General features: G+C 41.3%; 26 protein-coding genes. 10 read left to right on the plus strand and 16 right to left on the minus strand.

Features of this window, described 5'->3' with window-relative positions; genetic code table 11:
- Positions 1-4: 4 nt before the first annotated feature.
- Entirely contained in the window at positions 5-1,042 is a 1,038-nt protein-coding gene (locus tag ACN20O_RS00700; protein ID WP_491636202.1) for a uroporphyrinogen decarboxylase family protein, read from the plus strand.
- 39 nt (positions 1,043-1,081) lie between these two features.
- Here the strand turns inward: ACN20O_RS00700 and ACN20O_RS00705 are convergent, their stop codons facing one another.
- The 5 genes from ACN20O_RS00705 to ACN20O_RS00725 form a co-directional block, all read right to left on the minus strand.
- Positions 1,082-1,522 carry a hypothetical protein gene (locus ACN20O_RS00705; RefSeq protein WP_491636204.1) on the minus strand — a complete coding sequence of 147 codons (441 nt, stop codon included), beginning with the start codon at positions 1,520-1,522 and terminating at the stop codon, positions 1,082-1,084.
- A 101-nt stretch (positions 1,523-1,623) separates the two neighbouring features.
- Entirely contained in the window at positions 1,624-2,787 is a 1,164-nt protein-coding gene (locus ACN20O_RS00710; RefSeq protein WP_491636206.1) for a hypothetical protein, read from the minus strand.
- Positions 2,788-2,846: 59 nt separating this feature from the next.
- On the minus strand, positions 2,847-3,614 hold the full coding sequence (locus tag ACN20O_RS00715; protein ID WP_102243955.1) for an enoyl-ACP reductase FabI: 768 nt from the start codon (positions 3,612-3,614) through the stop codon (positions 2,847-2,849).
- 47 nt (positions 3,615-3,661) lie between these two features.
- Positions 3,662-4,432, minus strand: a complete 771-nt coding sequence (locus ACN20O_RS00720; RefSeq protein ID WP_491636208.1) for a response regulator transcription factor — start codon at positions 4,430-4,432, stop codon at positions 3,662-3,664.
- Between the two features lie 3 nt (positions 4,433-4,435).
- The gene (locus tag ACN20O_RS00725) at positions 4,436-5,320 is read right to left on the minus strand and encodes a sensor histidine kinase (RefSeq protein WP_491636210.1); all 885 of its coding nucleotides are present in this window, start codon (positions 5,318-5,320) and stop codon (positions 4,436-4,438) included.
- Between the two features lie 96 nt (positions 5,321-5,416).
- Here ACN20O_RS00725 and deoC point away from each other — a divergent pair, with 96 nt between their 5' ends.
- Positions 5,417-6,100 carry a deoxyribose-phosphate aldolase gene (gene deoC, locus ACN20O_RS00730; protein WP_491636212.1) on the plus strand — a complete coding sequence of 228 codons (684 nt, stop codon included), beginning with the start codon at positions 5,417-5,419 and terminating at the stop codon, positions 6,098-6,100.
- Here deoC and ACN20O_RS00735 read toward each other — a convergent pair.
- The 3 genes from ACN20O_RS00735 to ACN20O_RS00745 form a co-directional block, all read right to left on the minus strand.
- Positions 6,097-6,438 carry a hypothetical protein gene (locus ACN20O_RS00735; RefSeq protein ID WP_491636214.1) on the minus strand — a complete coding sequence of 114 codons (342 nt, stop codon included), beginning with the start codon at positions 6,436-6,438 and terminating at the stop codon, positions 6,097-6,099. The two genes, deoC and ACN20O_RS00735, sit on opposite strands and share 4 nt — an antisense overlap.
- A 144-nt stretch (positions 6,439-6,582) precedes the next feature.
- Positions 6,583-7,617: a TadA family conjugal transfer-associated ATPase gene (locus ACN20O_RS00740; RefSeq protein WP_491636216.1), complete on the minus strand. Its 1,035-nt coding sequence runs from the start codon at positions 7,615-7,617 to the stop codon at positions 6,583-6,585.
- Positions 7,618-7,629: 12 nt separating this feature from the next.
- Positions 7,630-8,229, minus strand: coding sequence for a hypothetical protein (locus ACN20O_RS00745; protein WP_491636218.1), 600 nt, complete (start codon positions 8,227-8,229; stop codon positions 7,630-7,632).
- Positions 8,230-8,418: 189 nt separating this feature from the next.
- Here ACN20O_RS00745 and ACN20O_RS00750 point away from each other — a divergent pair, with 189 nt between their 5' ends.
- Both ACN20O_RS00750 and ACN20O_RS00755 read left to right on the plus strand, forming a co-directional pair.
- Positions 8,419-8,931 carry a hypothetical protein gene (locus ACN20O_RS00750; RefSeq protein WP_491636220.1) on the plus strand — a complete coding sequence of 171 codons (513 nt, stop codon included), beginning with the start codon at positions 8,419-8,421 and terminating at the stop codon, positions 8,929-8,931.
- A gap of 11 nt (positions 8,932-8,942) precedes the next feature.
- Positions 8,943-9,323 carry a hypothetical protein gene (locus tag ACN20O_RS00755; protein ID WP_491636222.1) on the plus strand — a complete coding sequence of 127 codons (381 nt, stop codon included), beginning with the start codon at positions 8,943-8,945 and terminating at the stop codon, positions 9,321-9,323.
- Here ACN20O_RS00755 and ACN20O_RS00760 read toward each other — a convergent pair.
- Positions 9,320-11,062: a DUF6178 family protein gene (locus ACN20O_RS00760; RefSeq protein WP_491636224.1), complete on the minus strand. Its 1,743-nt coding sequence runs from the start codon at positions 11,060-11,062 to the stop codon at positions 9,320-9,322. The two genes, ACN20O_RS00755 and ACN20O_RS00760, sit on opposite strands and share 4 nt — an antisense overlap.
- Positions 11,063-11,122: 60 nt before the next feature.
- Between ACN20O_RS00760 and ACN20O_RS00765 the strand changes: the two genes are divergently transcribed.
- Entirely contained in the window at positions 11,123-13,141 is a 2,019-nt protein-coding gene (locus ACN20O_RS00765) for a hypothetical protein (protein ID WP_491636226.1), read from the plus strand.
- Between the two features lie 140 nt (positions 13,142-13,281).
- Positions 13,282-14,706 carry a bacteriohemerythrin gene (locus ACN20O_RS00770; RefSeq protein ID WP_491636228.1) on the plus strand — a complete coding sequence of 475 codons (1,425 nt, stop codon included), beginning with the start codon at positions 13,282-13,284 and terminating at the stop codon, positions 14,704-14,706.
- Here the strand turns inward: ACN20O_RS00770 and ACN20O_RS00775 are convergent.
- The 7 genes from ACN20O_RS00775 to ACN20O_RS00805 all read right to left on the minus strand — a co-directional run bounded on the left by ACN20O_RS00775 (position 14,703) and on the right by ACN20O_RS00805 (position 21,301).
- Positions 14,703-16,400, minus strand: a complete 1,698-nt coding sequence (locus ACN20O_RS00775; RefSeq protein ID WP_491636230.1) for a methyl-accepting chemotaxis protein — start codon at positions 16,398-16,400, stop codon at positions 14,703-14,705. The genes ACN20O_RS00770 and ACN20O_RS00775 overlap by 4 nt on opposite strands.
- Positions 16,401-16,566: 166 nt before the next feature.
- Positions 16,567-16,803 (minus strand): hypothetical protein, encoded by a 237-nt coding sequence (locus tag ACN20O_RS00780; protein ID WP_491636232.1) that lies wholly within the window; start codon positions 16,801-16,803, stop codon positions 16,567-16,569.
- A gap of 65 nt (positions 16,804-16,868) precedes the next feature.
- Positions 16,869-18,032: a hypothetical protein gene (locus ACN20O_RS00785; protein WP_491636234.1), complete on the minus strand. Its 1,164-nt coding sequence runs from the start codon at positions 18,030-18,032 to the stop codon at positions 16,869-16,871.
- A 13-nt stretch (positions 18,033-18,045) separates the two neighbouring features.
- Complete coding sequence (locus ACN20O_RS00790) at positions 18,046-19,227, minus strand: hypothetical protein (protein ID WP_491636236.1); 1,182 nt, start codon at positions 19,225-19,227, stop codon at positions 18,046-18,048.
- 91 nt (positions 19,228-19,318) lie between these two features.
- Complete coding sequence (locus tag ACN20O_RS00795; protein WP_491636238.1) at positions 19,319-19,657, minus strand: CoA-binding protein; 339 nt, start codon at positions 19,655-19,657, stop codon at positions 19,319-19,321.
- Positions 19,658-19,674: 17 nt separating this feature from the next.
- Entirely contained in the window at positions 19,675-21,111 is a 1,437-nt protein-coding gene (locus ACN20O_RS00800; protein ID WP_491636240.1) for a protein adenylyltransferase SelO, read from the minus strand.
- Positions 21,092-21,301 carry a hypothetical protein gene (locus tag ACN20O_RS00805; protein WP_491636242.1) on the minus strand — a complete coding sequence of 70 codons (210 nt, stop codon included), beginning with the start codon at positions 21,299-21,301 and terminating at the stop codon, positions 21,092-21,094. The genes ACN20O_RS00800 and ACN20O_RS00805 overlap by 20 nt, the downstream gene beginning before the upstream one ends.
- A 323-nt stretch (positions 21,302-21,624) precedes the next feature.
- Between ACN20O_RS00805 and ACN20O_RS00810 the strand changes: the two genes are divergently transcribed.
- Genes ACN20O_RS00810 through ACN20O_RS00825 form a run of 4 tightly spaced genes read left to right on the plus strand, consistent with a single transcriptional unit; the run spans position 21,625 to position 25,397 of the window.
- A complete protein-coding gene (locus tag ACN20O_RS00810; protein WP_491636244.1) occupies positions 21,625-22,941 on the plus strand; it encodes a vWA domain-containing protein in 1,317 nt (438 codons plus the stop codon).
- Positions 22,941-23,660 (plus strand): outer membrane beta-barrel domain-containing protein, encoded by a 720-nt coding sequence (locus tag ACN20O_RS00815; RefSeq protein ID WP_491636246.1) that lies wholly within the window; start codon positions 22,941-22,943, stop codon positions 23,658-23,660. Before ACN20O_RS00810 ends, ACN20O_RS00815 begins: the two co-directional genes overlap by 1 nt.
- A 22-nt stretch (positions 23,661-23,682) precedes the next feature.
- On the plus strand, positions 23,683-25,125 hold the full coding sequence (locus tag ACN20O_RS00820) for a hypothetical protein (protein ID WP_491636248.1): 1,443 nt from the start codon (positions 23,683-23,685) through the stop codon (positions 25,123-25,125).
- 14 nt (positions 25,126-25,139) lie between these two features.
- Complete coding sequence (locus ACN20O_RS00825) at positions 25,140-25,397, plus strand: hypothetical protein (protein WP_491636250.1); 258 nt, start codon at positions 25,140-25,142, stop codon at positions 25,395-25,397.
- The last annotated feature ends 44 nt before the right edge of the window (positions 25,398-25,441 follow it).

A 25,441-nucleotide genomic window follows, 5' to 3' on the forward strand; every position in this document is an offset into this window, starting at 1 on the left:
AGAAATGGGATTATTTAACGACCGCTTAAAAACAAACGATGGAAAGACTCAAGTGCCGGTGTGGTTCATGCGCCAGGCAGGTCGCTACCACTCTCACTACCAGAACATTAAAAAAGATTCTGACTTCATGACTATGTGTAAGAACCCAGAGATGGCCTGTGAAATTACCATGGGACCAATCCGCGATTTTAATTTCGATGCGGCGATTTTATTCTCTGATCTACTCTTCCCGCTTGAACAACTTGGACTGGGGTTAACTTATGCTCCAGGGCCAATCCTGGAATTTAGACTTGAGACTCCAGCTGACGTCAAAAAATGCAAACTGATCCAGGACTCAAGATCATATTATAACTTCCAAAAGGAAGCGACAAAACTTCTTCGCGCTGAACTTCCACAGACGAAATCTCTTCTAGGATTCGTAGGAGCTCCATGGACGCTTTACACTTACGCCGTTGAAGGTTCACACTCTGGAAACCTAACAAGTTCGAAAAAAGGTTTCTACGATGGAAGATGGCAAGGATTCTGTGAAATCTTAATTCCTGAACTTTTAACAGAAATGTCAGTTCAAGCTGAAGGTGGCGCAGACGCTGTTTGTTTATTCGATACAGCTGTTGGGGAATTAACATTTGTTGATTTCAAAGAATTCGTTCTGCCAATGCTTAGAAAAGTAACGAGTGAATTCAAGAAACTTCACCCAACTAAAAAAGTGGTTTATTACTCAAAACTGACACATATGAATTACCTGCAGGAAATCCAGGACAAAAACATCGACGTTCTGGGAATTGACTGGAGAATGGATTTAGCTTCAGCACTTAAAACATTAGGTAATGATTATATGATCCAAGGAAACTTTGATCCAAGTTACCTGCACTATGACTGGGCAAATGTTGAAAAGAAATTAGAGCAATTCTGGGCACCACTAAAAGATTTAAAAAATCTTGATCGTTGGATTTGCGGTCTTGGTCATGGAGTTCTTCAGCAGACTCCGGAAGAAAATGTTCGCAAGACGGTTGAGTACATTCACAAAAACTTTAACTACTAAAATAAAAAGGCCCTCGCATGAGGGCCTTTTTATTTTATATTATTGTCTTTCTAATTCAACATCACACGAAAGAACTTCCGCTCCCCCAATATCACCGATACAGTCAATGAAACCTTCATAAACGACAACTGCTTGCCCTTTAAGTTTCGTTTCATATCCCCAGTCGAAATCATCTTTTCTCCTTTGGATTAGTTGAACTGAGTACTCTCTGTTGTCGTGTCCAGGAGCTACATAACCACCAAGTTTATAAAGATCACTCATCTTTTTTAGAGCGATTTCTGATCCCGTCATCGTCCCATCATAAAGCCCACCAACAACAGTGTTTTTTACTCTATCAACCGTCACAGTTACAGAGTCTACAACTGAGTCACTCTTGCCTTTGCAAGTCCAAACTTCTTTTAAAATGTCACCTTTTTGAAACTCAGCGAACACGCTTTGAGATGAGAAAACTAACGCTAAAACGACAAGCCCTTTTTTCATAGATACTCCCCGAGGTAATTAGATTGGCCCCGTTAAATCACAAGTCATGGTGAAATATCAAGGCCCTTAAAGGAATCTTAACAATCTAATTAAAAGATGATCTAGAATTTCAAATTTGTGATTGGGCAGACAAACTCTTCCAAGTGCTTCTTATAGCTTGCGACCATTTCTTCTTCCGATACCTTAGCGAGCTCTCCAAAACGCGAGTTTCTAAGTTCGGCCACAACATCGTAAGGAATATTCTGCTCAAGGGTTTCAAGTCCGCGAGGAAGAACGCTCATCATCCCGTGAAATGCTCTCACATACCCCAGGGCCGCGTCCTGACGGCCAAAGCCTTCAAGAAAAGCACAGACGATTTCGCCTTTTTCATCGTTGGTTAGAAGTTTTGATTCGCCTAAGTCTCTTCCCCACTTGTCCATAAATGGGCCAACTGGGATTAAGAATTTATTGGAACGACGAAGACATCTCGGCTGTCTCATCGACATGTGACGGTGGTTTTCAACAGATAAGAACGCTTTATTAACTTGTCCGGCATAAACCAGGATTGGGTCTTGAGCGTCGTTAATTTTGTGGCCTAATTTATAAATACGTTTTCTAAATGGGTCGTCTTCTGGCATTTCCCATTGATCGATAACACGGTCAAGGTCACCGAAGTTGTGGGCCATCAGTGCCGTTGATCTTAAGAAATTTACGTGGTCTCTTTTTTCTCTTAACTCTAAAAGAAGTTTTTCTTCTTTCTCAGCTTCGGCCAAAATAACGTCGGCCATTTCTTTTGCCAGGTCAAATTGCTTGTGTCTCATAAGAGCACAATAACCACCGATAGCAACTGAAAGCCACGTTCCTTCGTGAGTGCTCATCACTTGCCCGCGCTCAGGGTTGTAAGACTTTCTATTCGTCACCTGTTCATAATCCCAGGTCCATGAAGCGATAGTGATTTTCGCCATACGTTCGATGTGTTTTTTAATCTCGCCGTGTTCCCACAGACCTTTTCTGATTTGGTTATCGACGTCAGTTGGAACAAATGTTCCCGCTGTCGTCCAGTGAGCGGCCATACAGATATGGAAATATTCAGTGAGGTCGATATTTTTTAGGGCGCTTAGATTCTTTTTATAAAAAAAAAGTTTGGCCAAATACGCGCGCTCTTTTCCAGTGGTATCAAGTTCACCGTTAAATAAAAAGGGGGCCGTGTTTTGAACGTGGGTTAAAAGAATATTAGGTGCGATACCAGTAAGCTTTAGACCTGACTGCAATTGTTTTTTTGCCATAGAACCTGAGATGAGAAGTTAAAATAAAAAGGCCCCTTTCAAAGAAGGGGCCTTCATCATTATTGGGCCATGATATTGATACCAGAATCAACGTAAAGAACCTGTCCTGTCACTCCGTGAGATAGTCTCGAAGCAAGGTATACAGCTGTTCCTCCGACATCGTCCTGAGTAACGTTCTTTCTTAGAGGTGCTTTTTCTTCAATCACTTTTAAGAAATCTTTTAGTCCTGGAACTGCAGACGCTGCAAGCGTTCTGATTGGTCCCGCTGAAATACAGTTAACACGAATGTTTTGAGGCCCTAGATCGTCTGCAAGGTATCTCGTAGAAGCTTCTAGCGCAGCTTTAGCTACACCCATGACGTTGTACCCTTTAAGAACTTTTACAGACCCGTGGTATGTCATGGCGATAACTGAAGCGTCGTCGTTCATGTTGTTTTTTAGTGCATTACATAGACCGATTAGTGAGAAAGCTGAAATATCGCAGGCCATTTTAAAACCATTGCGAGAAGTTTCAACAAAACGTCCTTTAAGATCGTTTTTGTCACCAAAAGCTAGTGAGTGAACAAGAATGTCGAACTTGCCCCATTTTTCTTCAACGATTTTTTGGATGCGCTCGTAGTGCTCATCAATCGTTACGTCCATTTCGAAAATAAAATCTGCGCCAACTTCTGCAGCTAGCGGTTCAACGCGTTTTTGTAGGTTTTCGTTTAAGTAAGAAAGCGCCACTTGAGCACCTTCAGCTTTAAGTGCTTTTGTGATTCCCCATGCAATCGACATATCGTTTGCAATACCTAAAACTAAGGCTTTTTTTCCAGTCAGAAGACCCATCATTAACTCCTAATTAAACTCTAAAATTTAGTGGGGAAAGAGTAGCGTTACTCGCCTTGTCTGTCAAAAAGATAGCCGACTGAGCGCACACTTTTAAAGAACTTCGGGTCTTTAGGATCGCTCTCGAAGTACTTTCTAAAGCGCACAATGAAATTGTCTAAAGTTCGGGTACTCACACCTCGGTCATAGCCTACTGCTTTTTCGAGAATTTCCTCGCGAGTCAAAGGCATATTTGGGTGAGCAAAAAAGACTTTGAGAATCTTAATTTCCTGCAATGTTAAATCAAAATTCTGTGGATTGGATTTTTTAAATGAATAGGCCTTGAGATTTTTAAAATCCACCTGGTGCTCGCCAAATTCATAACTATCACCAAGAGAGGCCATCTCTACTTCTTCTTTTTTGGCCAGGTCTTCAGGAGCAACCGTATTCCATTCCATACGAGTTAAAAGACGGTCTACTCGCAGAAGAAATTCATCAAGATCAAAAGGTTTTGAAAGATAATCATCAACACCAAGAGAGAGGCATTTGATTTTTTCTTTAACCTGTTCTTTGGCCGAAATAACGAGAATAGGAATCTTCGGATCACGTTTTCTAATCTCCGTGATCACGCCAAAACCGTCAATTTCCGGCATCATTAAATCGACAATAACCAGCTCCGGAGCATACTCTCCGTAATAGTTTAGTCCCTCAAGCCCATTAAGAGCGTGCAGGACATCGTGGCCCAGCATGCGCAGGTTGAGTTTAATGGCCTCTGCAATATGCTTTTCATCTTCGATGATCAGAATTTTCTTGCCGGTATTTTTAGTCGTTACTGCCATAACTTATTTCGTTTCCTTAAAAACAATTCTAAAAATTGTTCCTTTGCCCACTCCATCACTATGAGCGGTGATTTCGCCCTTGTGGAGTTTAACGATACTCTGGACAATGTAAAGCCCTAAACCGCTTCCCTTCGTAGATCTTCCTACCTGGTAGAACTTTTTAAAGACTTTTTTAAGTTCGCCTTTTTCTAGGCCGATTCCATTATCGCTGATATCAATCACTAAACTTTTTTCAATCATGCTGACTTTGATACGCACTAATTTTTCACGGGACTTGTTGTAAATAAAACCGTTCGTCACCAGGTTCATCAAAAGCATTTCAAAAAGGCCGAAGTCAATTTGCATGAAATAACTTTCAACATCACTTTCAAACTCCACTTTTCCTTCATCAAAAAGATGGGGCGTGCTTTTAATAAACTGCCCGATCACCGAAATGAGATCCTCATCCTTAAAGTCGGCCTTGATGTTTTTATCTTCAAGTCTTCCCAATTGCAGGATGCGGTTAACATTGTCTGAGAGACGTTTGGTGTCTCGTTTCATGTACTCTAGGTAGCGAAGCTGCTCCTGGCGCTCAAGCTCGTGGCGGGAAAAAGTTTCTAAGAACAATTGAAGTGAAGCAATCGGCGTTTTTAGTTCATGGGTAAAACCATTAATGAAGTTTTGCTGCAATCTATAGAGCTGGATCATCTTTTGGTAATAGATATAGATGATGAAAAGACCTGCCAAGATAACCGATACCAGAAGAGAAAGAGTCAGGATTAAAACCCAAGTTTCGCTCTGGAAAATCTGCTTAGCATTAAGGTTGTATTTAAAAACCACTTCTTGGAGCGCCTCGTTGACCTGCAGGTACGAACGAATGTACAAAAAGAGCGATAGCGCTAAGGCCAAAAGCGAGAAAATAAAAATAAATAAGGGATGGTAAAACCACCGGGATTTAATCATACTAAAAGTGTTATTGAAGACAGATGATAAGGCAAGGAGCGTATGGAAATAGCAAGCATTCAAGACACAATTGCAAAGAGTATTGACCACACTTTACTAAGGCCGGATGCCACTTTTTCTCAGATCCACACTTTAGTCGATGAGGCTAAACAATATCGCTTTTTCTCTGTCTGCGTGAACCCGGCGTATGTCGCGACTTGTGCTGATCTTTTAAAAGGCACAGGCGTTCAAGTCTGCACTGTTGTCGGCTTTCCTCTGGGAGCAAGCTCTACGGCCGTGAAGGCGTTTGAAACAGCTCATGCCATCAAGGACGGGGCCGATGAAATTGATATGGTCATCAACATCGGGGCCTTAAAATCACAAAAACTTTTATTAGTTGAAGAAGACATCCGCGAAGTCGTTTATGCGGCCGAAGGAAAAGTCGTCAAAGTTATTATTGAAACATCTTTACTGACTGAAGAAGAAAAAGTCCAGGCCTGTAAGATTGCGGAAAAGGCCGGAGCGAACTTTGTAAAAACATCCACGGGCTTCAATGGCGGTGGCGCCACAGTAGAAGACATTAAACTGATGTGTGAGAGTGTTTCAACGTCGGTGAATGTTAAAGCAAGCGGTGGAATCAGAGACCTGGAAACGGCCAAAAAAATGCTGGCAGCAGGAGCAACTCGCTTAGGGACAAGTGCAGGTGTTTCGATAGTTAAGGGAATTGTCTCACAAGACTTCTATTAAATTGGAAAGTGCCCTTTGGCCTTTTCTTTTAAGGCCTGGCGGACTTCATTTCTATCTTTATAAATTTCACAATCCTTAATCGCGTGCAGATTTAAAAGCTCTTCACGCATATTGCTCTCTGGAGTCAGAATATAGACATCCCCTTTTTTTCTCGCCTCTTCCTGGAAGTTCATCAATTCATTGAGTGCATGACGTCCCATGCTCTTAATAGAAGTTAAATCGAAAACAAAGGACTCACCGCCAATTCTCTCAAACGTGAATTTCATATCTGAGAGTTCATCCATATCAGGATTAAATTTTAAATAAACGGCACTCCCCATCTTCACCACTGAAGCCATAAGCTATTATCTCCCTAAGAGCACTTTTTGAGTGTTCCTTATCTTACTCCTCTTATCGGAAGATTAAATATGTGGCTGTTTTTGCAGGGAGGCCCTTAAGATTAGGCCGCTAAATCGAGTTGTTTTTTTGACAACAAAAATGGGCTACATGTTTTCAAAGAAGTTTAATGGCAGCCCACCCTGACGGTTAAGCCTCTCCATACACTTTGGAGCAATCCCTTCAAAAACCAGGAAGCCATCTTCTCTGCGGGCAATGGTTTGAACCAGCATTGTAGGCCCTTCCATTCCACAGACTTCGATGATTTCGTTGATCACGCGGTTGCCTTCTTTATCACGGCCTAATTGAATGATGAATTGAACGGCAGACGTCATCTGCTTTCTCACTACATTTAAAGGAATTTCAAAACCAGCTAGTAAGAAAAGTGTCTCCATTCTTGAAAGACATTCACTAGCAGAACTGGCGTGCACGCTGGTCATACTTCCATCGTGGCCAGTATTCATCGCTTGAAGTAAATCAAAGAGCTCTCCTCCGCGGGTCTCACCGATGATAATGCGGTCAGGGCGCATACGCAGGGTATTCTTAACTAAGTCGCGGGTGCTCAGCGCAGACTTCGACATCAGAGATTTCGCTCCTGATTCAAGTCTCACCACGTTGGGCATATTGATGGTTAATTCAGGTGTATCTTCAATGGCGATAACTCTTTCGTGTTTCGCGATTTCATTAATCATCAAATTCAAAAACGTCGTCTTCCCTACACCTGTTCCTCCTGAGACCACTATATTTAGGCGCGAGTGAACCACCGCCCTTAAAAAATCAACCCAGTGAGGAGAAAGCCCGAAGACTCCTTGATTAGACTCGAAGCTCGAAATAAATTTTAAATACTTTCTAATTGATATCGCCGGTGAGCCGTTAACAAAAGGCTCGTTAATGATGTTGATACGCGATCCATCCGGAAGATTCCCATCGAGAATCGGGTTGTCGCCATCACACGTCTTCTGGTTCATGTCTGCAACATCTTTAATGAATTGCTTGATATCGGCCGCAGGAAGATTGGCATTGATTTGAATGAACTGCCCGCCTCTTTCGACGAAAACATTTTTCGGCCCGTTGATTAAGATTTCGGTGATGCCGTTTTTTTTGCTTAGATCGTTGATTAAGTTCCAGATACTGTTATTCATAATAGCCCTTTCCTATTGGGTAGAAACATCTGTCGTAAAAATATCGGAGTCATTAATGGAAGCTCCGTAAGTCATAAAGTTATTCATCATCTGCCCTTGCTCTTCTTTAGAAAGCAGGGAAAAAAGTGAAGCGTATCTCGTCTCACTTTGTAGCAGTGTAAAGAGTCTATCCTGTCCTAAAAAATGCTCAAACTGAATCAGCTGAAGCATAAGCCAGTCGATGCGCACTGATTTTGCTTTTGAAAGCTTCATATACTCAATGTGCTCGTCTTTAATTAACAGTGGAGTCAGCTCTCTCGTGTCACTTCTCATCTTGATATGAATCAAAGACATCTTGGCATAAAACGCCAGAAGAAAAGCACGGTTAAACCCTGCAGGTGTAAAGTGGCGGAGTTTATTTTCGACATTGATTAAATCAGTCACTAAATTAAGATTGGCAGTCTCCGGGAATCTTCCCGTCATCGCATGCTCTAAAAACACAGCCGCCAGGCGGTTTCTGATTCCAGTCCAGCCCGAAATCGAAAGAATTTTCCCCAGGAATCCATCGGGGTCGATGTCTTTGAAGACTTTTTTAACTAAAGCGTTGAGCTCTTTGTTCTCGTTGATATACATTTCGAGGTTAGTGTTAACCGCGGTGGAGTTTTGAATGTTGCTTGCTAGCAACCGAGTATAATACTCAGGCAGCGAAACATAAGGAAAATTAATCATGCAATCCTTGCGTGAATTTGTTCTCTCTAGAGATCACTTACAACTTAGTTTATACTGAGTTAAGAGCAGTCTCAATAACGAAATGGAAGTGCCATGAAAATCCCTATTTTTGAAGAAATCCTCCTTAAGGGCCCAGCTCTTTCTAATGTTCAGGAAGTGGTCGAGGATTCAAGAATCGGCAAGGTTCCCTGCTACATCAACCTTTCAAACTACGCGGCGGCTGACCTAGAATCTGTGATTATGAACCTGGAGCAGGTTATTTTAGAAAACGCTCTTCACCCGCGTTTTCCCTACCCGCTTTATATCATCACCAGCAAATCGGTAAAAAGTCTTTTCCCCTCTGTCAGATCAGTAAAAGATCTGCCTGAGCACTACTTTAAAAAAGTTAAGCGACCAAACAATAAAGAGCTTCAGCTTCTCAATAAACTCTCGCTTAAAGTTGATAAAATTAAAAACCTCGAGCTCTACAAAATCTCCCAGGACCTGAAAGATTCTGCCGAAGCTCAGAAAAAACTCTACGTCGAGACTAAAGAACTCTACTTTCTTGAAGTGTTGAACTCTACGCTTTTTGAAAAACCCACAAAGGCCAAAGGGCGCGACAGGTAGGAAAAAAATAAATGAGTAAAAAAATCGGAAACACCAACCTTTCAAAAGAAGTCCTGGCAGGCCTTAAAGGCTTTGAAGATGTCTTTGAAGACTACGTTAAAAGCGAAGAGTACAAAGACCACGAAAGAAAAGAGCGTGAAAATGCCAAGGTTGGCGAACAATATGAACTTCAGCATTTCCTGGAACAGGAAAACGACCGCCTTTCTGCGCTGGAGATTTTTCTTACGAAAAAAATCCCACTCAAAATGAATTTCTCTCAGACCGAAAAACTGATTCTGCTGCAAATGGAAAGAAAAAAAGTCTTGAAGGAAAAGATGAGCACGGAACTAGCTAAGCTCGACTCTCCTTTGCAGAAAAATCTCGCTCAGCTTATCAATTCACATTTTGCTTAATGCTTAACCAAAGTCAGGATAATAGGTCCGCCGACGTGTTTGAAGTCTTCATCCGACATCGAATCAATGTCGTAGCCTTCCATCTGCGATTTTAGAAGGTCCTGCAGGTAATTGTTGAAATCAAAAACCTGGTTCAGGCCATAAGTCTCTGAGAACTTCTGGATCTTTTTAAAGAGCTCTGGAGTCAGGATGAACTTCCCTTCCGAAGGAGAGACAATTCCCTGAGAGAATGCTTTATACTCATCAATCGTCAGCCCGAGTTTTTCTCCGTTGTTCTGCGATGGATTTTCATTGAATGAACTTAAGTAGAAGTTGGCAAAGTTACTTAATAAAAGCGACTCAAAGTTGATGTCATCAACAGTGTAGTTTAAATAATAGCTGTCCATTAAACGCCCTTCCTCTTTTAGAGTCGATAGCGTCTCATAGAACTTGCTTGCAAATGGCATTAAGGCCATTAGTGTTTTCGTTTTGTATATCCACATCTGATACTCTTCAAACTCGATAATCGTTTTTGGAGAATCATCTTTTGGAGCGTGAAATTTTGTCGGAGTATCAAAAGAGTTATCAAGGAAATCACTCCAATAGTCTCCCAGGAATGTTTCCTTGTCCCCTTCAAAGCCATGCGCGGCCAGGGCCTTTTTTAAGTCTTTTAAATTGAATTTAATCAGCGAGTTTCCAATTTTATACAGGTCGCTGAAACTAAAAAGCGTAAAGAGTCCTTCTTCCGGTGTTTCTTTTAAATGGTCTGTCGACTTAATATAATTAAAACCAAGAAGAATAAGATTTTTTGTCTGTGACCCAGTTCTGGTCATTGCCACTGAACCTTTTTTCAATGAGCCTTGAGACTCAAGGCGGGCATTGATTAACCTCACAAAATTAAACTGCAGGAAATCTGCGCGCTTTTGATCTGAAACTTTTAAAAGTTCATCAATGACTTTTTTGAAGTGATCTTTAAAAGCAACCAGCGATGAGTTGTGCAGATTTTGATTCTTTGAAACGTCATCAATTCTACCAGTCGCTGCCGTTTTTTTCTGAATGAAAAGATTTAAGAAGTCGATATTGATAAATGGGTTTTCCGCTTCAAGCGCATCGATATAATCGACAAAACCATAATCTCTCATGCGCTCTTTGCGCAGTTGATACTCTTCTTCCTGTAAAATAGAAAATGAATCAGACACCATCTTGAATAAGAATGTGTAAGCATTCTCCACTCCCAGTTCGTAATAAAGATGGCGAATCAGTGAGCGAACTTCATCGACGTAGGGAAATGTTTCATCAAATTCAAAAAGAAGTTGGTTGTCGTCAGTTAAAAAATAATTGTCGTGATCCGGGTAATTCGGGTCTTCGGCATCAAAGCTCCAGACGTTGAAGCGGCTTTTTAAAAACAGCAGGAACTGTTCACTAGTGACAAAGTCAGCTCTCACTGCCTCATCTTCCACTAAGGAATAGGCCTGTAACCAATACGTAAAGTGCTCCACATCGATTTCATCTTTTTGCCAAAGGTCGATGTCCATAAAAACTTCGCGCTGCTCTTTGGAGAATTTCGGAAGATACTCTGCGACCTTGTCTAAAGGTAATTTCCTTAGGGCCAGGTAAACCGGCTGAACGGGTAAAACCGAGAGGTCCTGGCCTCCTTCAACGTACTTTTCAATCTGATCCAGGTGATTGTAGGCATCAGACTCTTTCATTAGGATGGTTAAGGGGTCGTTTTTACTTGGTTTTTTAGGTATTTCACTCATGGTTTTTTTATAGCATTTGCCCTCGAGGAATTCAAGGAATAATCCGAAAAGACCCATAGGATGATCATTCGGCAACTGCTCACTTTCACACTTACGTTTCTGCTCTTATTTCAGAGTGAAGGGTTTGCTGCGCCATTAGTTTCGAACCCCCTTGCCGATCTTTTAATCCAGCACCGTGAAATCAAAACGGGAGTGGGAAGTATGGAGTTAATCGCCAAACACGGCAAGTCGCTTCTTGATGCCACTTACAAAATGATGGGCGATCCAAAAAACCGTGCGTATTTAAATTCTGCTGACGGAATGGAGTTGCAAAAACACCAGCAAATGCTCGCTAATTTTATTGCCGTTAAAGATCACTTTGAAAAATGTATCAAGGCCAAAGAAGCAAAAAGAAAACTGCACGAACGCGTTTTAAGTGCGAGTTTCCAAAGTCTGAACACGCTTGAGGATACGGCCCTTCCTTGTCTTCCTCTCAACGTAAATAGCACAAATAAAAGTTTTCTGGATTTTAATAACGGCGTAATGAAAGCAATGAAAGCAACGGTTAAGCCCTACTTTCAAAATCAGCTTTCAAAACAAATCATCACCAATACGGCCAAGTCACTTATGGCCTTCAGGCAAAAATTTAAGCCTGATTTTATGAAAGCGGGATACCTTTCACAAAAAGAAATGGATGCCCTCTTCGGCGATGTCTGCCAGAAAAAAATGATGGTGGGAAGAGGTCTATACTCGAGTATTGACGTTTGTAAGAGTATGGACCCGGCCTTCAAAAAAGAGCTGGCAAATGATTTGATTTCTTTTTCTAAAACACTGGACCCGAAAGGAAAAATGACTCCTGAATCGGCGACCACATCACTTAATGCTTCGATTGATCGCTTAAACTCTGCTCTCTCAAAAATCAAAGTTAAAAAAGACGTCGGTTATATTTATGACTCGGCCGATTTAACCAACGATGCAAATGCAAAAAAGGGCTTTGATGGCTACATCAACCAGTATATGGCCGAAGTTTCCAAAAATGCTGGTCCCCTGCTTTTAACTAAAACAATGAAAGACGAAGCTGGAAGTATCAAGCGCTTTCACAGCGACGATACGACTAAAAATAAAAAGACTACTCAGTTCCAGTTTATCCCGCATAAAAAAATTGAAACTAGCGACGTCAAAGACGCCATTAAAGAGGCCGAAGGAAAAATGCTGGCCCAAGCTCACGATACGCTCAACATCGCCTACGATGCCACCAAAACGAAAGGGAAAATCGTCTCTGACGAAGATGATATTGCCTCAATGGTGAAAATCAATCCATTTGCAGCCGGACAACTCCTGTTGAAAAAACCTGAGTACGCCGGTCTGATGTGTGATTCAATCAACAAGATCAATAAAGAAGATGTGAGCGATGAGAACTTTGATAAGTATTTTGCCATTGGAACAGCTGTGATTGGTGGAGCTCTGCTTTTAACAGGTGTGGGAACTGTGGCCGGAGCATATATGATTACTGGATCACTGACTGCCGGTGTGGCCGCAGGAACAATTGGTGGAAGCATTCTAGGTTACACTGCCCTTGCTGGAAGTGCGGTAGAGCTGGCCAGTGCCGGTTATTACGGGAAAAAATCATTTGATCAATACCATGAAATGAACCGCCTGGAGGCCGCGTATTTAACCAGAAACAGCGACTCTACTGCGATCATCGAGGCCAAAAATGCATTGGTAGAATTTAAAGACGCTCGCATGACTGCAGGTATTTCTCTAGCGAGTGTGGGTTTAAGTTTGGCCAGCGCCGGAAAACTCTTTAGCATCTTAAAGTCAGACGCTAAAATTTCTCCTGATCAAGTAAAAGCGGCGACTAAAATCCTGCGCTACCTCGGGCAAACTCAGATGGCAAAAAGAGTAAGAGATGTCGTGCGCGTATTAGGCGAAGCGGGTATGGAAAAACTCGATACCTTCCTTCTCTACCTGGCAAAGGCCGGAGAATCATCTCGTATTAAATTCCTCGAGCTTTTAAAAGACGGGAAAATCACTCCGGAAAAAATCAAAGAAATCGTCGAAGCTTCGCTCGAAGCTGCCAAGAATTGCGGGAAAGTTTAAATAAAACGATCTTAAAATTTCAATGATTTAAGTCTAATGATAGGCAAAAAGTATGATTATCATCACATTCGAACAATGTTCTTAGGTTAGCCTATTCCTTTGACGATATCATCACTACTATAAAAAGCAGGACCCTGACTATGAATTTTTTATTGAGCTTTCTCACTCTTCTTCTCACTTTTGCCTTGTATTTTGTGTACAAGTTTTTAAGAGATAGAAAAAATATCCTGAACAACCTGGATAATGTTTCAACAATCAGCTTTGACCTCACAGGATCGGCCGAACAGGTTAGTACTGTTAGCTCAGACCTTTTTAAGGCTTCTGAAGAGCAGCTTGATACACTTAACTCTACTGTGACGGCCAGCCATGAAATCAATTCTATGATCATGCGAACTAGTGACTACGCTAAAGACCTTGATGACAAGGCTTCAGGTCTTCAGGATATGGCGAGCGAGGGACATAAGATCGTTCAAGAGATGGTAAGTTCAAGTCTTGAAATTAAAATGGGAAGTGAAAACTTCCAGTCGCAAATGCAAGAGAGTATTAATGAGCTTTCTCAGTCACTCATGGTTATTAAAGAGATTGCAGAAAAAACAAAACTCATTAACGAGATCGTTTTCCAGACAAAACTTCTCTCTTTTAATGCTTCTGTTGAAGCGGCCCGCGCTGGAGAGCACGGGAAAGGATTTGCAGTCGTAGCAGAAGAAATCAATAAACTCGCTCAAGTCAGTGGTAACTCTGCTGATGAGATTTCTAAAATCGTTGAAAAGAGTGTGACGTCTGTTAATCAGGCATTGGAAAAAACAAAAGTCAAAGTTGAGAGATTAACATCTGACACGGCCAAAAGAAGCGAGGCCGGATACAATAAAGCAAAAAGTTGTGAGAATATCTTCTCCTCTATTACCGGCCAGATTGCAGAAATCAATTCGATGGTGCAAGAAATTTCAGTGGCCACAAAAGAGCAGTCCCAAGGTGTTGAGTTACTGGATAAGGCGATTGGAAATCTCCAGGAAATTGCAGATAAAAACCGCTTAGTGGCCAGCCAGTCAACTGAGCACGCTCACGCTTTTGCGGATCAGACAAAAGACCTGATTAAGTTCACTGAGAACATGAAATTTTATCTTCCAAAAAATAAAAACAAAGTCAAAAAACTTCAACAGTTCGTATGGAATGACAAGCTTATGCTTGGAGTTGATAAGATGGACGATGAACACAAGATCCTGGTTAATAAGATCAATATCCTGGTTGATGCCCTTTCTGCTCAGTATGTGAAAAAAGATAAGATCACTCTTTATAATTCTTTTAAAGACCTGGCGGCCTACACTCGTGAGCACTTTTCTCATGAAGAAAAATTCATGGAGTCTATTGCCTACCCTCAGTTGAATTCACATAAAAAGATCCATGAAAAGCTCCTTGAGCAAGTCGGCCGTTATGGCGAGCAGATTGAAAAAGGAACTCTCGATGACCAAAAACTTCTTTCATTCCTAAGAAACTGGCTAATCAGTCACATCATGGGTGTGGATATGCAATATGCCGGTCACTATCACGAAGAGAAGGCAGCTTAACTTTTTTTCTTATCACCATAGATCGTAAGCGACAGCTCACTCACAATAATATTGAGAGCACGGGACTCGCTGGCGAGCTTTTCAGCAGCACTAGCTGTCTCAAGCCCTGTATGACTATTCTTCTGGGTGACTTGATGAAGCTCATCCAGCGCCTTATTTATCTCACTAATTCCTTCGGCCTGCTCTGCCCCTGCCGTCTCAATCGCTGAGGCAATCTTCGTTACATTGGAGACGTTTCTAAAAATTTCTTCCAAAACATCGCCGCACTCTTTAGCTGTCATGACTCCGTTTTCAATTTTTTCATTACCACTCAAAACTATGGAGTCAACATTGGCCTTGGTTTTTTTGATGATGCGATCTACTTTTCCCATGCTTTCTTCCAACATAGTCGAAATTTCCAGCGAGGCCTTCCCGCTCATCTGCGCCAGATTACCGATTTCTTCTGCAACGACTGCAAATCCTTTCCCATGCTCTCCCGCTCTACTGGCCTCAACTGAAGCATTAAAAGAGAGAAGTTTTGTCTGGAACACGATTTCGTTGATCACTTTCGTTTTACTTTCAATTTCTGAAATCACTTCAATGATGCTCTTTAGCTCACTATTACTTTGGTTAATTTGTTCAACGAAATCCTGGTTGCTCTGGTCGATGACTTTCATAGAATCAATCATCTTTTTTACAACCTCTTTTCCACAATCAGCTTTGGCCTTAGAACGGATAGAAGCATTAGCCGCTTCCTGAGCATTCATCGAATTGCTCTCTATCATAGAACTCATTTCTTTGACCGAGGTTGCAGTGTCATGAAGTGAGATTGACTGCTGCTTTGAAGTGCTTGCTAAATCAGTGGAAGCTTCACCAATCTGCTCCGAAGCATGCATGAGAAGCGCTTTTGAATTTTCAAGATTAATGGTCACATTCTTTAGCGTCTCAAGTGGAGAGCGCACGATAAAGTAGGCCAGCCCCAAAGCAAAAAAGGCCCCTACTGTAATAAAGCCTCCCATATAAGTCGTCGCTGAAATTTTTCCTGACTCATGATTTTCGGCATCAATCATTTTTACGTCACTAGTGATCGCAAAAACTCCGTGCAGTTTTCCATCCTGCCAATTCTCCATATTTTGCCCGAGAATATCTTTGCCATTGCCCCATGGGCTCGTCAGCGGATCACCATGACAAGTCAAACATCCCGATTTTTCTTTAATACGCACAGGACGATAAACTGTGACATACCTGCCAACATCATGAACAATTTCCTCCAGCTCCGGTTTCGTAGCAAAGCGATCAAAGATTTTCATCTCATCTGGGGTGGCCTGATTGTCTTTATTTCTGGGCTCGTTAGAAAAGACCCTAAAGGAGTACATCTCCTTTTCAGAATCCACAGCGCCGATTCTCATCGCTGCATATATTGGAACTTGCTGGATGATAATTTTTTTATCTTCATCAGTAAGCTCGTCTGAACTACGATATTTCTTTTTGTAAAAATCAACCATATTCGCCAAACCGCCTTGTTTGGCCACATACTGGCTGGCAACATGGATTCTCGAATGAATCGTTTGGGCCTTACTCACCAATCCCTCGCGGAATTCGCGGTTTTTAAAATACACCCCCACTCCTAACGAGGCCGATGCGCAAATAAGACAAGTCACGGCCACAGTTAAGAGAACTTTTTCTCTTAGCCCAATTCTTTGGAAGCACTCCATACATTTCCCTCATAATTAATTTATAAATAAAACACTAATAGCAGGCATGAGGTTGTTTCAAATAAATAAAATTTGATTTTAGTCAGTAAAATTTTGCTTAGTATGAACAATAAAAAAAGGCCATCACATGGATGGCCTTTTTTTATTTTGAAATGTTTGTGAAAACCTATCTTTCGTTTGGTTTTTTCCACATGCTAATGAAAAGTCCAATTGTCAGAACGAAGAAGATTACGACGTGAATCACTTCAATCTGAAGTCCTGTCATTTTTGCAGTTGGAACACGAGATGGTTCCATATGTGCTTTTACCGGAATAAATGATGTTGGGTAAATCTTAATACCGTCAGCATTCACTTCTGGCTCTGGTGGTTGTGGTAAACTTTCAACTTTAGCCGCTTCGCTCATATACAATCCCTTTAATTTCTATTTTTTTCATCTTAATGGCCTTACTCCATAACTTCAAGAAAAACTTACTTCAAGTACCCTTTCAGGCGCTCAAGCTCTTGTTTTTCCTCGACAGGAATATCCGTCCCTGACGAACCACTGTAACCAAATTCAATATTTTCCGCGTACTCAGCGTAGCATTTTTTAGCAAAACGTGACTTCGGATAAAGCTTGATACAGTCTTTTAAATAGAGATCACTAAGTGAGAAAAAATAGGTATTCGAAAGTCTTCTTTCAGCAATTGAAAGCCAATAAAGGATTTCAGGTGCTAGTGGAGTTTTCGGGTGATCGTTTAGATACTTTGAAAGCACACCACTTGCAACTAAAAGAGTCACATCGTGCTCACCTCCGGCCGTCTGCCCTTTTTCAGATTCAAGCGGGGCCAGGTAAGTTTTAATAAAACGGTCAATCGATTTTACTTTTTTAGGATTAAACGACTTCCACTTACTAAGTGATTTTTTCCAGCTCACTAATGAAGACTTGGCCAGCGGAGGAAGTCTCGGATCCTTTTCAAACCTGGCAATCATCTGGTTGCCTTGTTTAACGTTGAAATCAATCTTCGTGTGAATCGAGATCTCTTTTCTCAATGATGAGTATAGTTCATGCTCCTGATTTTCTTTAAGGGCCTTTTCTATTGCTAAGTCAAAATATTTTTCTGAATCAGAAAAGCGCCTCACTAAAAAAAGATAGTTAGCGTAAGCAAAATCAGAGTCAAAACTTTCTCTTTTGGTCTTATTAATGGCCACTCCGAAGGCATTTTGAGAAGCACTTTCAGAAAGTTGTGAATGGCATGAAATACAAAGAGCTGTCAGGGCCTTCATGCGCTTTTGAGCAAAAGCGAAGTTGTCGTTTTTCACCGAACGAATAGTGTCGTCCATGTGATAATTGATTGTCTCAAGACTCGGTCTAAACCCTGGTCTCTGGAAATACTCAACGTGACGGGCACTTTTAAAGTAATCTGAGATATCTGTCAGGTTCTTTAAAAGCTCTGCTTTTTGTTGAGAGTCTTTTAATAGCAATCCCCCATTTTTTTCGTCCGAGTAAACGTAAGGAATCACCTTAACAAAAGAATCGTACACTCCGTCCATAATGGCACGGGCCTCGGTCTTTTGGTCTCCTGTTGTTTTTTTAGCATCTGCTGCCAGGGAAACGTGAGAGATTAAGAAAAGTAACAGAAACAATCTTGTCATAAACACAGCCTTTTTATTCATCGATATAATTAATTTTCTTCTTCAGAGAATTAAGCTTTTCAATGATGTCTTTTGGGAATTCTTTTTTATCTTTTGAAAGGTAATTGATCTCCAGGTCTTCCTGATAAGAATCAAAACACTCCGCTGCAATCGGGTCTTTGCTGTATTTCTCCATACAAGTAAGAAGATAGAAGTCACCGATTGAGAAGAATAAGTCATCGTTGATTCTCTTATCTAAAATCGCCAGCCAGTAAAGGATTTTTCCTCCCAAGCGCGTGTCAGGATGAGCATTATAGTAATCCAGAAGAATCGTCGAAAGATTCAAGTCGTAAACTTCAGAAGAGTTTGTAACCGTGAAGATCGGGCCTTCTTCATCGTCGGCAATAAAAGTCTTCATAAACTTTTCCATCTCTTCTTCTTTTGTCCCTTCAGGGTTAAAGCCGTCCCAAAGCGTTTTTCCTCCCAGAGTTCTACTCCACTCGCTGACTTCTTCAGTAATCTTTTCATTGAAAAGCTTTGCCTTTAGGTGCTTATCAAACTGTGCTTTGCCTGCGGCAAAATCTTTTTTAATACGCACGTAATAGATCAGCTCGCGCTCCAGAGCTTTATAGATAAACTCATCGTCGTCTGTCTTTTTCACTTTGCTTAGGAATTCATTGTAGAGTTCCATCGCTTTATCATAGTCACGGGTAATGAAATAAAGCTCGGCCTTTTCAAAAAGCGAGATTTTCATTTTTTGAATGTCTTTATCAGCAAAGAGTTTTCCCAGATCTTGTCCTGGAGACTGAGCATGACAGCCAATGCATAGGTTAAGGGCGCTGGTGAATTTCGCGCGCGCCAGGGATCTCTTGCCAGCTCTAAAGTAAGTAACAGTCTGCTGAAGTTGTTCAGTCATGACCAGTTGATTAAGCGAGAGACCTTGTGTTGAAATGACCGGGTGAACTTTTAGGTTTTTAAACAGGTCTGTTAAGTTCAACAGGTTTTGTTCAATAAATTTTTTATTGTTCTCTTTAGTGAATTCCTGTTCAGACGCAATGTAAGGACCAAGATTTCTGATCGTCCCTGAAATGGTGTTCATCTTATGGCGAACAGCAGTGTCCGGTATAAATTGTTTTTTCTTTTTGCTTTCGGCCAGTGTAGTTCCTGACATTAGAGCAAGACAAAGCGAAAGACCAATAAGTGTTCTTGATTGCATATGTTCCCATCACCATTGTTGATTGATAGATATAATTAAAAATCTAAATCTCTAGTTGGGCAAGAAAGAAAGTCTTTTACTCGGGAATTCTCTAGTCGAATTGTTGTGTTTTGAGCATGACTAGAGTGCAGCCGATCACGACTTCTGTACCTTGAGCTTCAAATTTCCTCTCTAAAGCAGGGTTTTCCGTACCAGGATTAAAGATAACTCGCTTAGGTTTAGAATTTAAAAGCAGATCCTGATATTTGTCAGAAATTTGCGGATTCACATAAAGAGTCAGGGTGTGGAAAGTGGTGTTAATCTTTTTGAGCTCTTCTTCCTGACGAGGGTTAATCGTCACCACTTCGTGTTTATAATCGCAAAGAAGATTGGCCGCCATATTCGAGTAGCGATCCGGGGCTTCTGAGTATCCAAAAACGACAACTTTCATAAGTCACCTCGTATAAGTTAGGACGAACAACTCACTGACAGATTTTTATATTTGACCGGCGCAGGTTTAGACCACTCGTGGAAGTCTTCCCATTCGGCAAATGGATGAGTGAGCACTTGATACACCACAGACACCATAGAAGCATCTTCGATGACCATCTGGGCGATATAGTTTCTTAAAATAAATTTCGGGTTGCGATTAAGCATCTTTTCGTGACGAGAAGATTCATCCTCTTCTTCAATCACCAGTCTTTGTTCGTAACGAGCAAGCCATTCTTTGAGTTCTGGATTATCAAATCCATTTAAGACCAAGCTTCCTTTTTCATAACGAGAAAGCGCACGGAAAAATTGAGTGTAATCAATCTTACTTGTGACCAGCATGTTGAGCATGCCTCTTAGTAAGTCCTCATCATCCAGGTGCATTTTATAAAGCCCACACTTTTCTAAGAGCAATCTGCGGTATTCATATAAAAAAAGCGGTGGATAAGTCTCCAGCGTTCTCTTTCTGTCTTCTTCATTAATAAAATCAGCGAGAGCATCCCCTAACCTTTCCAGGTTCCACATGCCGATTCCCGGCTGATTCCCCAGACTGTAGCGCCCCTCGTGGTCAGAATGGTTGCAAACATGATCCTGATCGAAGTGATCGATAAAGCCGTAAGGGCCGTAATCAAGTGTCAGTCCCAATAAGGACATGTTGTCTGTATTTAAAACTCCATGACAAAAACCGACTGCTTGCCAGTTAGCAAAAAGCTTTGCAGTTCTCTTTATGACTTCTTGATAAAAAAGCACATAACGGTTTGGATGATCCTGGTATTCGCAGAAATAATGGGAGATTGCAAACTCCACGAGCTCTTTAAGCTCTTCTTTTTGATTGGTGTGCGCATAATATTGGAAATGACCAAAACGAAAGAAACTTTCGGCCACACGTAAAACGATGGCACTCTTTTCGATCTCTTCGCGGTAGACATCATCTGCCCCCGTAATGACCGCCAAGGCTTCTGTAGTAGGAATACCTAGGGCCTTTAGATGAGCGCTTGCGAGGTACTCTCTGATACTTGATCGCACCACGGCCTTACCGTCCCCCATGCGGGAAAAGGGAGTCAGTCCTGAGCCTTTTAATTGCAGCTCAAAGTGTTCACCTGAATGGTTTTTTACTTCTGCCAGTGTAATCGCTCGCCCATCGCCTAAGCGTGGAACGTAATGACCAAACTGGTGGCCCGAATAAAAGCTCGCACCAAAAAAGAGTCCTTCAAAATCCAGGTCGCCATTTAAAAAACGCAGAAACGAAGGAGCATCCTTGAGAGAAGGATCAAGCTCCATGCGTTCAAACAGGTCAGTATTTAAATGCAAAAGTTTTGGTTCTTTAAGTGGCGTAGGTTTAACTTGAGCATAAAGAAAAGGCGCCTTTTTATAAAGGCGGTTGGTGTACTCTAAATCAGCTAATTTTTTTCCCATATTTACTTACGTGATCATCGATAAAATCTGAAAGTGCATTTTCGTCAGACGAATCTCCTAAAGACTGGAGCTTCCTATAATGATTCCTATCCTCTTCAGTTTTAGCAAACATCACCATCTCGGGTAAAGCTTTTTTCACTTCTTCACGAGTCATGCGCTTCTTATTAAATTCTACGCAAATTAGGCACATGGTTGTTCTCCTGTCATAGAGTTGAAATACTTACTATCAGCGGTGTCCACCGGAATTGGCACTTTTTAAAGATCCGCTTAAAGTAATTTTATCACGAATTTTTGAAAAAAAAGCACAAATAAGTCATGAATATTCATCAATTCTTGTCGGATATTCTTGAAAAAACTTTAATCCATGAAAAACTCACTTCTTAAATCGCTATAATCAAACCACCTAATAGCCTTTGATTTTGAAGTAGTTCGTTTACTGATGTTGCACGTCTGTGGTTATCAAAATCAGAGTTTCGGAAAAGATCAATTCTTTGACGTTAGATGGGGACGTTCATGCTATTAAATCTTTCTCGAGGCAAAAAGCATTTGCTTATTGCCCTATGCCTTCTAGTTCTTGGTGCCTGTAAGCAAAGTGAGTTCTACGAAAAACAAGGTCTTTCTGAAATCAGTACACCTAGTGGAGACACTGGCGGTAATGGCGGCGGAATTGTGCATGGTGGTAACGGTGGCGGCAGCACTGGTGGAGGAAACACTGGTGGTGGTGATACTGGTACTGGCGGTGGAAACACTGGCGGCGGCAATACTGGTGGTGGAAACACAGGAGATAACGGAGGTGGTGGCGGGACGACAACCCCTCCAGTCGTAACGAATCCTCCTGTGGTCACTGAGCCTCCTGTTGTTGTGAATCCTCCAGTAACTGAACCTCCAGTGGTCAATCCTCCTGTTGTAGTAAATCCTCCAGTGGTAAACCCACCGGTAGTTGAACCACCAATTACAGAACCAGTTGTGATCTTAAATGACCGTTCAGAAATCTTTACTCAAAACAAAGGGAAGAACGGTGACGTCGACATCCTATGGGTTATTGATGACTCGGGATCAATGGCGGACGAACAGGACGCTCTAGGGAAAAACTTCCAGTCATTTATTAACCAATTTATCGAAAAGGACATCGACTTCAAGATGGCCATCACGACTACAGATGGTACATCGACAAGAAACGGGAAAATGGTTGGTGACAGTGCGAAACTTACTAGTGCATCTGCCAAAGGAAATAAAACTGCATTCCTAAACAACTTTACGAAATGGGTAAAGGTAGGAACATCTGGATCAGGGATTGAGCAAGGATTAAAAACATCAGCAAGTTTTATGGACCGTTATGCTTCAAGCTTCTTAAGACCAGATGCTTTCTTAGTTGTGGTTTACATCTCTGATGAGGAAGACCAGTCAGAAAAGAAAGTTCAAGAGTATCTTGATAAGCTTCAAGCTCAGAAAACAAACAAAGGGATGGTTAAGGCCTACTCTATCGTAACAGTGAAAAACTATGGATACCAATGGGAAACTATCGGTAACCGTTATAAAGAAGTTGCCACTGCGACAGCTGGTATTACTGCCGACATTAAGCAAGACTTCTCTACTATCCTTCTGGATATGGGGGGAAGAATTGTTAACTTAATGGATAGTTTCGCTCTTAATGAATCTCCATACGAAGACAAAGTTGACGTTTATGTTAACAACGTAAAAGTTAGCTCTGGTTATGTCTTTAATGCTGCCCAAAGAACTGTAAAGTTCGATGCTAATTCTCTACCTGCTGAGGGATCTAAAGTTGAAGTTCGCTATAAAGTTAAAGCGACAGTATTAGGAGCCATTTAATGAAACTTAACTATAGAAATATTATCGCTCTTTCACTAGTTTCACTCACCCTTAGCGCACCCGCGCTAAGGGCTGATGAAAAAGACTTATATGATTTTATGTGGCTTGACCCAGATAAAAAAGTATACGTTCTCCAAAATAAAGTTCACAAAAAAGACAAAACTGTTTACCTGAACCTTGGGTACGGGATGGGTCTATCCTCAAACTTCCAGGACACTTCAATGGTTCACACCAATGCTGGGTTCTATCTTACGGAAGAATGGGCGGTGGAACTTCTGTACACTAAGTACAGCAACAGCGACAACGAAGCGATGGAAAACTTAAAACGCTTAAACGGGTCGATTCCGTTTATCAGAAAGACAGACAGCAATTATGGTATCGTGGCGAAGTGGTCTCCTTTCTACGGAAAGATCAATACATTTAACAAAATTTTCTACTTCGATTGGAACTTAGGTCTGGGACTTGGGAAACTAAACACTTCTAGTAACGCGACTTCAGTTGCCACTCCTTCACAGGCCAACTCTTACAAAGACGAAAAGTACACTTCAGTCATTGCTAAAACTGGTCTTAGTTTTCACGCTACAAAAAATATTCATATCGGGGTTGACCTGATCATGAATAACTATAAGGCCCCAGGACCGACAGTTAACGGTAAAACTCCAAGCTCTAAGCTTAGACAAAATACTGATGCCATCCTGACAATCGGGGTCTCTTTCTAATTTATAAAATCTTAGAGGTCATATGAAATACTTAGCACTGTTAATCGCTCTTCTTACAGTCACATCGCAGGTGCATGCTTCTGCTAAAGGTGCTTATGAACTTTATCAAAAAGATAAATCAAAGACCCGCGACAAGAAAATTGCTCACGAGTTGATTGAAGGTTCATACTATTTTAGTGCGATCCCCTACATCAATAACTATCTTGAAACCAACAATGAAATCGACGCTGAACTTGAAGCCGACATTGAGACACTGGTTTTAAAAACCGGGACAATGGCCGTCTTAAACCTGGATGAAAAACGCCTGGAGAGCTTCAACATTCCATCGATCTCATTGATTCTGGGGACAAGACTTTTTAACAAGGACCAGAATGCCAAGGCCTATGAAATCCTTTCGCGCATTCCAGAGACTCACCAGTTTTCTGCTGAGGCAGCCTTGATTAAAGGGACCATCAGGAATATGGAGCGCAAAAACATTGAAGCTCTAAACCTCTATGAGTCTTGTGTGAAAAAATCAACAGCACAGGAATCAAATGTTAAGGGTGAAAAGCTTAAGCGCTACTACAACTACCTGAAAGAGACTTGTATCATCAGAACGGCAAGAGTGAAAATCGAAGAGAAAAAATACGAAGACGCTCTTACGACTTATGAACAAATCGACAAACGCTCTTACAAATGGCCTTACATCCTGATGGATCAGGCCTGGGCACACTACTACCTAAAGGATTACAACCGCGCTCTTGGTTTAACTGTAACTTATAAAGCTCCATTGCTTGAAAGTTATTTCTTTCCAGAAGCGGAAGTTTTAATGGCGCTTTCTTATTACAACCTATGTCTGTGGGATGACTCGCTAAAAGTTGTTGATCACTTTTATGAGATCTACCAACCAAAGGCCCAGGCACTAAAAGACATTCTTGGAAAAAACAAAATGTCACACACTTACTTCCTGGATCTTTATTATGCAGACCCGGAAACAAGAGGGAACTTAAACCCATTTATCAGAAACTTGATCACTCAGACGAGAAAGCAAGTAAAGTTCAACCTGGACTTAGCAAGCTTAAAAGCAGCTAAGGATGAGCTGGCGTTATTAAAACGTCTGAAAAACAGAAATGAATTCACAGAAAACCTTGAAGGGAACCTGGATTCAACAATTGGGTTTATTAGCGCGAAGATCAACCACTACATTAAAAAAGAAATTTTCACTTTCGTTAACGAGATTCACAAGCACAGTTACTCGATGTTTAACCTTAAGCTTGAACTACTTTCTAAGAAACGCGATGACATCTACAATGCTAAGGCGATTGCTGAAGCAGGACGTTCTCGTGGTTCTGATGTGAATATCAACAGAAAGACAAGCCAGTACTTCTTTGATTTCAACGGTTCTTTCTGGGCCGATGAACTTGGGGACTACTCTTTCGGACTTCAGTCTGCTTGTGTCGATAACAAAAAAGTGGCCAATAAATAATTAAAGGACAATTTATGAAAATATTAGCAGTCACAACATTATCACTTCTTCTTTCTTCTGGGCTAATGGCCCAGGAGGAAAAGAAAAACGTTATTTACAAATATAAAGAATACGAAGTCATCGACCTTGGGAGTTTAGAGATTAAAGGACAGATCATGGCCCCAGGGGACTTAACAGTAAACGAAAGAGAGCGCCAATCTTTTAAACGTTCACTGCTAGAGAAAAATAACTTTGACTTTGAAAACCGCAGAGAAATTGAAAACCTTCGCTAAGTTTATTTAATATTGACGTTAATCCTCCGCACATACAGAGGGCC

The organism is Bacteriovorax sp. As-1 (assembly GCF_058446905.1).

Bases quoted from the DNA above. Each gene is read 5' to 3' on its own strand.
- ACN20O_RS00700 (WP_491636202.1), top strand. From the start codon at position 5: ATGGGATTATTTAACGACCGCTTAAAAACAAACGATGGAAAGACTCAA.
- ACN20O_RS00705 (WP_491636204.1), bottom strand. From the start codon at position 1,522: ATGAAAAAAGGGCTTGTCGTTTTAGCGTTAGTTTTCTCATCTCAAAGC.
- ACN20O_RS00710 (WP_491636206.1), bottom strand. From the start codon at position 2,787: ATGGCAAAAAAACAATTGCAGTCAGGTCTAAAGCTTACTGGTATCGCA.
- ACN20O_RS00715 (WP_102243955.1), bottom strand. From the start codon at position 3,614: ATGGGTCTTCTGACTGGAAAAAAAGCCTTAGTTTTAGGTATTGCAAAC.
- ACN20O_RS00720 (WP_491636208.1), bottom strand. From the start codon at position 4,432: ATGGCAGTAACGACTAAAAATACCGGCAAGAAAATTCTGATCATCGAA.
- deoC (WP_491636212.1), top strand. From the start codon at position 5,417: ATGGAAATAGCAAGCATTCAAGACACAATTGCAAAGAGTATTGACCAC.
- ACN20O_RS00735 (WP_491636214.1), bottom strand. From the start codon at position 6,438: ATGGCTTCAGTGGTGAAGATGGGGAGTGCCGTTTATTTAAAATTTAAT.
- ACN20O_RS00740 (WP_491636216.1), bottom strand. From the start codon at position 7,617: ATGAATAACAGTATCTGGAACTTAATCAACGATCTAAGCAAAAAAAAC.
- ACN20O_RS00745 (WP_491636218.1), bottom strand. From the start codon at position 8,229: ATGTATATCAACGAGAACAAAGAGCTCAACGCTTTAGTTAAAAAAGTC.
- ACN20O_RS00750 (WP_491636220.1), top strand. From the start codon at position 8,419: ATGAAAATCCCTATTTTTGAAGAAATCCTCCTTAAGGGCCCAGCTCTT.
- ACN20O_RS00755 (WP_491636222.1), top strand. From the start codon at position 8,943: ATGAGTAAAAAAATCGGAAACACCAACCTTTCAAAAGAAGTCCTGGCA.
- ACN20O_RS00760 (WP_491636224.1), bottom strand. From the start codon at position 11,062: ATGAGTGAAATACCTAAAAAACCAAGTAAAAACGACCCCTTAACCATC.
- ACN20O_RS00765 (WP_491636226.1), top strand. From the start codon at position 11,123: ATGATCATTCGGCAACTGCTCACTTTCACACTTACGTTTCTGCTCTTA.
- ACN20O_RS00770 (WP_491636228.1), top strand. From the start codon at position 13,282: ATGAATTTTTTATTGAGCTTTCTCACTCTTCTTCTCACTTTTGCCTTG.
- ACN20O_RS00775 (WP_491636230.1), bottom strand. From the start codon at position 16,400: ATGGAGTGCTTCCAAAGAATTGGGCTAAGAGAAAAAGTTCTCTTAACT.
- ACN20O_RS00780 (WP_491636232.1), bottom strand. From the start codon at position 16,803: ATGAGCGAAGCGGCTAAAGTTGAAAGTTTACCACAACCACCAGAGCCA.
- ACN20O_RS00785 (WP_491636234.1), bottom strand. From the start codon at position 18,032: ATGACAAGATTGTTTCTGTTACTTTTCTTAATCTCTCACGTTTCCCTG.
- ACN20O_RS00790 (WP_491636236.1), bottom strand. From the start codon at position 19,227: ATGCAATCAAGAACACTTATTGGTCTTTCGCTTTGTCTTGCTCTAATG.
- ACN20O_RS00795 (WP_491636238.1), bottom strand. From the start codon at position 19,657: ATGAAAGTTGTCGTTTTTGGATACTCAGAAGCCCCGGATCGCTACTCG.
- ACN20O_RS00800 (WP_491636240.1), bottom strand. From the start codon at position 21,111: ATGGGAAAAAAATTAGCTGATTTAGAGTACACCAACCGCCTTTATAAA.
- ACN20O_RS00805 (WP_491636242.1), bottom strand. From the start codon at position 21,301: ATGTGCCTAATTTGCGTAGAATTTAATAAGAAGCGCATGACTCGTGAA.
- ACN20O_RS00810 (WP_491636244.1), top strand. From the start codon at position 21,625: ATGCTATTAAATCTTTCTCGAGGCAAAAAGCATTTGCTTATTGCCCTA.
- ACN20O_RS00815 (WP_491636246.1), top strand. From the start codon at position 22,941: ATGAAACTTAACTATAGAAATATTATCGCTCTTTCACTAGTTTCACTC.
- ACN20O_RS00820 (WP_491636248.1), top strand. From the start codon at position 23,683: ATGAAATACTTAGCACTGTTAATCGCTCTTCTTACAGTCACATCGCAG.
- ACN20O_RS00825 (WP_491636250.1), top strand. From the start codon at position 25,140: ATGAAAATATTAGCAGTCACAACATTATCACTTCTTCTTTCTTCTGGG.